This is a genomic window from Streptomyces durhamensis (assembly GCF_000725475.1).
GTDB classification, from domain to species: Bacteria; Actinomycetota; Actinomycetes; order Streptomycetales; family Streptomycetaceae; genus Streptomyces; species Streptomyces filipinensis.
The window spans coordinates 1-4,698 of sequence record NZ_JNXR01000069.1 but is presented as its reverse complement, the minus strand read 5'-3'; the positions used below and the strand labels follow the sequence as shown (position 1 = coordinate 4,698).

At 68.3% G+C, this 4,698-nt stretch carries 4 protein-coding genes and 1 pseudogene; 3 read left to right on the top strand and 2 right to left on the bottom strand.

Annotated elements, in window-relative coordinates; all coding sequences use genetic code 11:
* Positions 1-1,192 precede the first annotated feature (1,192 nt).
* Positions 1,193-1,654 (top strand): hypothetical protein, encoded by a 462-nt coding sequence (locus IO33_RS50935; RefSeq protein WP_157858083.1) that lies wholly within the window; start codon positions 1,193-1,195, stop codon positions 1,652-1,654.
* 87 nt (positions 1,655-1,741) lie between these two features.
* On the opposite strand, the pseudogene IO33_RS45305 reads toward IO33_RS50935, so the two are convergent.
* Both IO33_RS45305 and IO33_RS0141705 read right to left on the bottom strand, forming a co-directional pair.
* Positions 1,742-2,608: pseudogene (locus IO33_RS45305) on the bottom strand (transposase).
* Positions 2,609-3,098: 490 nt separating this feature from the next.
* Complete coding sequence (locus IO33_RS0141705) at positions 3,099-3,317, bottom strand: hypothetical protein (RefSeq protein WP_031174296.1); 219 nt, start codon at positions 3,315-3,317, stop codon at positions 3,099-3,101.
* Between the two features lie 140 nt (positions 3,318-3,457).
* Here IO33_RS0141705 and IO33_RS45300 point away from each other — a divergent pair, with 140 nt between their 5' ends.
* Positions 3,458-4,450, top strand: coding sequence for a DUF6192 family protein (locus IO33_RS45300; RefSeq protein ID WP_245236071.1), 993 nt, complete (start codon positions 3,458-3,460; stop codon positions 4,448-4,450).
* A gap of 34 nt (positions 4,451-4,484) precedes the next feature.
* Positions 4,485-4,664 carry a hypothetical protein gene (locus tag IO33_RS50930; RefSeq protein ID WP_157858082.1) on the top strand — a complete coding sequence of 60 codons (180 nt, stop codon included), beginning with the start codon at positions 4,485-4,487 and terminating at the stop codon, positions 4,662-4,664.
* Positions 4,665-4,698: the final 34 nt, after the last annotated feature.

Here is a 4,698-nt window from a genome sequence, read left to right as displayed (position 1 = left end):
CGCTTACGCATCCGCTGCAAGCGACGAGACGACATCCACGAAGCCTTCCTCGGCCTCGCCACCTGCCTCATCACACACCGCCACGTCCAACGCCTTTGTTAGGACCTCTTAGCGCCCGTCCTGGCTCTGCGCCGAGAACCCGGGACCTTCGAGATACACGGGTGGTTTCCGCTTCAGCATGGGCAGATCGCCCAGGTCGCCCCCCCGGGGCTTTGGCGTACTGCTTGGCCCCGTCGGCCACGGACTGGCGGAAGAGGTACTCGGGCCAGGGGGCGACCGGCTCTTCTCCCCGCTGCCGAAGCTTTGCGACGGCCGACCGCTCCAGCTCGTGATCGCCGGAGTGCCGGGCCAGCAGGATCGCTTGCGCCACCCGGGCAGGCTCGTTGTTGGTCGGGGCGCAGGACCAGACCCCGCCCCGGTGGACATGGGCGTCGGCCAGCAGAAGCATGCCGAGGTCGTGGCGATCTCGGACGCAGTGCAGGGAAGGACGCCCGCACTGCGTGATGGAAGCCGCTGCCTCGGCTGCGAGCGGGGATCCGACGGCGGGCCAGGGATAGCTGGCGCCTTGGGGGATGTTGGTCGGATTCACAGGACGCGCAGGAGTTGGATGGTCGATCCGAATGTTCATGCCGCCGAAGCGCTCCATTTGCTCGCGCAGAGCCGTGTCGTATGCGAAGGTCGCCCAGCCGAAAGCGGCCCGGTCGGGGCGGTCCTTCCAGATCAAACCCCAGGGGCAGGCCTACTCGGCGTTCAGCTCTGGTCACCGAGCCGGGCACCCTGTTCGGGCCCCGCTCCGGCGAAGGCCGACTTCACCCATCGGTGGCCGGGGCGGGGCCCGTGCCGACGTCGAACCGGAGCCCGCGGCCGCGCCCACCGGGCCCGCGCGCACTCGGGAGACCGCCTCGACGGCTACCGCCGCGCGCTCGCCGCGCACCAGGATGCGGCCCCACCGCGCCGGGTGGACCCGGCCATCGCGGAAGCGGCAGAGCGGCAGACCGCTGCGCTGCGCGCCCTTACGGGCAGGACGGCATCCCGGTGACCCCGTACGGCTTCGCATTTGCCGAACGGCCGCCCCGTGCGCAGACGGTGCCGACAGCAGGGGCGGCTGCTACCTCTTCGCCCCGTCACCCCTGAGGTTGAATACGCAGGCCATCAGGGTTGCACCAGTGCTCGATCGAGCAACCCTACCCGCATGCGCATGAGATTGGCGGTCGCCCCGGCCACAGCTGTTCTACTGCTTGCTGCTTCGAGCCCTCCGGCCGCTGCTGCCGAAGTCGTGATTCATGAAGTCGGCGGTGCCGGTGGATGCCTGACAGCCCGCAATGCAAGCCCACTGGTGACGATCGGCGATTGCTACGTCGCTCCCAACGGGTCGAAGACCTGGATCAGATCGGACGCGCGTGTCACGTCGTACGTGACCAAGCTCAACGGATTGTGCATGGTGGCCACCGGCACCTACGAGCCGCCCGATCTTGGACCATGCCGTCAGAATCCAATCGGGAAACTGTGGATCCGGAAACCGGCGAAGGGCGGGATCAACCTCGAAAGCAAGGCGTTGCCCGGTTGGTGCTTGTCCCGTGCCTCCGGAGGAGACGGGCCAGAGGGAGACCTGAATATGTACCCCTGCAAGGGCGGCGTGACGGTCTGGAAGTAGGCCGGTGCAGGTCGTCGGCGAAGCAGACCACTTACGAGTTGGTGCGTGATTGCGGGTGCAGTGTGTTCGCCCTGCTCACGGCCGTTTTCAGGTCATGATGGTGCGGTCGGAGACGAGGCTGGCGATGGCTCGGTAGGTGTCGGGTAGGCGATCGCGGCGGTGGGTCCAGCGCATGAGTTGTTTCCAGCGGTTGTGGTCGGCGAGGGCGTGTTCGACGGTGATGCGGTCGGATGAGTGGCTGTGCCGATCGCGTTCCCACTGTTCGACTCTGCCGGGCAGTGCTCCGGGTCGCGGCTATCTGGGCGGGGTGAGTGCTTGGCCCGGATGGTCGCGGCTCAGGCCCAGGTAGCCGTCGTCGAGCAGCACCTCCACCAGGTCGAAGTGGTGGAAGCAGCCGGTGATGCCCGCAGCGCGAGCCGCGGTCGCATCGTGCATCCGTCCCGGCCGCAGGCCATCGGCCCACAGGGTGCGGCCCTGGTGGTCGGCGATGACGGTGGCTTTCATCGTGTTCTGTTTCTTCTTGCCCGACACGAATGCCCGCCTGCCGCCCCGGCCCGCGGCCGGCCGTCGGACCTGGATCTCGGTGGCGTCCAGCCTCAGCTCGACACCCTCGGCCTGGGCGTAGGCGAACACGTCCTCCAGCGTTCGAAGCCGCAGGCCAGGCCTGTCGGGAACAGCGAAACCCCGCTCCGCCAGCAGTCGGCGTATCTCACCGACGGCCCGGGTGACAGTCGAGCGATCAACGTTCAACAGCACAGCCAAGACCGCGTGAGGCAGGTCGTGCCGCAGGTGAATCAGCGTGACTACCAGCCGGTCCACGAACACCAGTCGACAGCGGGCACCGGCACCCTGCGCGCGTCTCCTCACACCGCCTCGTTGCTGGAAACGCCGACCCTCCACCGCGGCTGCCCACGGCCGGGCCAACTCCTCAACCAACGACGCAAGATGAGCCATCGAGACGCCCGTGAACAACGGATGCCCACCCGCTATCACGCACCAACTCGTTAGCGCCCGCGCCCTCCCCCAGACCGAGCCGGACGAGCAGCCGCCCCCGATCGAGACGGCCCACGCCCAGCGCCGCCAGGAAGCCGAGGCCACCCGCCTCGCCGCCCTGCGCCGTGCTCGCCGGGAACGGGCTGGACGGACCCTGGACTCTGCGGTCCTGGGGAAGACGGCGTGAGGCGTTGCGCGAGGCGTGCAGCCTGCCGAACATCGTGGCTCTGCACCGCGACCTGCTGGGCGCCTGGGTCAAGGGCGCTCACCTGGAGCCCCTGATCCCGCTGAATGGCTGCGGCGGCGGTACCAGGCGGCGCCCCTCTGCCTGACGGTGCCCCCAGCGAGGGACCGAGGCGGCGGCCGCGCTCCGCGCGGGCGCCGTCGGGGAAGGCACCGGCGAGGGCCTGGTATGGCAGGCAGGTCTTCCGGCGCCAGGCTGATCGTGCCGTTACGGGGCGCGGTAGCGGTCGTGGAGGATCTTGACGGTATCGGTCCAGGCACTGTCGGCCTGCTGGGGCAGGTGGTGGCCGGCATGGTTAGCCAGCTGCCGGTAGATCGGGGACATGGTCCCGCCCTCCGCAGTGATCAGGGCGGTGAGCAGGACCGGGCGCTGAGGTTTCGCACTGCGGGGACGCGCGGTGGGCCTGCCCCGGCGCAGCACCTGCACCTGGGACTCCGTCAGCTCGCCCAGGCCCTTGAATTGAGCGTACAGATTGGTGAGGGAAACGGTCTTGCCCAGCCGGGCTGCGTGCTCCAGAACGTCGCGTACGACGTCGGCCAGGCTGGCCTCGTCGAAGTGCTCTGGGCGTGAAGCCGGAATTCGCGGCGAGCGGCCACGCGGTGGCTGAGGGGCGCGCGGCGCGGGTGCGGGCTCCCACGGCGCCTTCTGCCAAAGAACTCACCCGCGAGGACCAGGTCGCCGCGGCCGTCGCCCCGGACTTCCTGCGCCACCCCGCGGTCGTCGCCCGGGTCGCCAAGGCGGACAAGATCAAGGTCGTCGAGGGTCAAGAGTGGACGTGCCTGGTTCGCGAGACCGATCTGATGATCGCTGGTGCAGAATCAGAGCCATGGCCACGTCAACTGATTCCGCTGCTCTGTATCCCGACGTGGCTTCAGAAGGGAGCCTCGCCGCGGCGCTCCGTGCCGCCACAATCAATGACGGCTTCTCGGTGCCGTTCACCGCCTCGGAATCCGACCCACTACGTCACGCCGCCGTCGCGAGCACCGATCCGCAACGGACGATCTTGGAGATCACCGCGTGGTTGCCGAACGGCGGTGGTCGATCCGCGGCTGCGAGTCATTCCAAGGCATGGCTCTGATCGACGGGACCACGCAGAATCTGGCCCAGGTTGCAGGGCGGCGCAAGCCTGGCACGACGGGGCAGCGCTGGCCGACATCTCCCGAGCCGCGTCGCTCGTGCACCTCACCGGGCGCTTCGAGGTGGCCGACCACGATCCGGTGCGACTAGCCGAGTCCGAGTGGCAGCACCTGCTCAAGGAGGCAGACCAGGCGGACTGGCCCGAGTATCGCTCGCTCGTGAAGGCGGCATACGCCGAACCGGCACTGTGGGGGCTCTACCCGTTCACGAGCCACCGGACGCTGCGATTCTCCACCAGTACCCGCCCTCGCCTCACGGTTATTCCGCTTTGCTTGGACGCGCATCGGGACAACCGCTACACCCTCAGCGCCAGCATCATGGGTGATGTCCTTGCCGACACGTTCACGGTGGCGCACGCCGTGTCGGCAGCCGTGCGCCATCTGCCCTCCGGCCTTGGGCCTGTGACTTCTGGAACCGCTTGAGCAGCGCCTCGTCTCGGGTGGATGGATCAAGTGCATGGACTTGCCTCAACCTGATGATCTGGCCTCGCTGGTCCTGCGCACCGACTTCAGCAGCGAGGCGGCATGGGAGACGCTGCAAGCAGCGTTCAACGGCTCGGGCGACTACCGCAAGGGTCTGCTGCGGGTTTGGGTGACAGGTTCGGTCACGCGGCCTGGAGGGCCGGTGTGGTCATGACGGTTTCGTATTCGACGGGAGTCAGTCGGCCGAG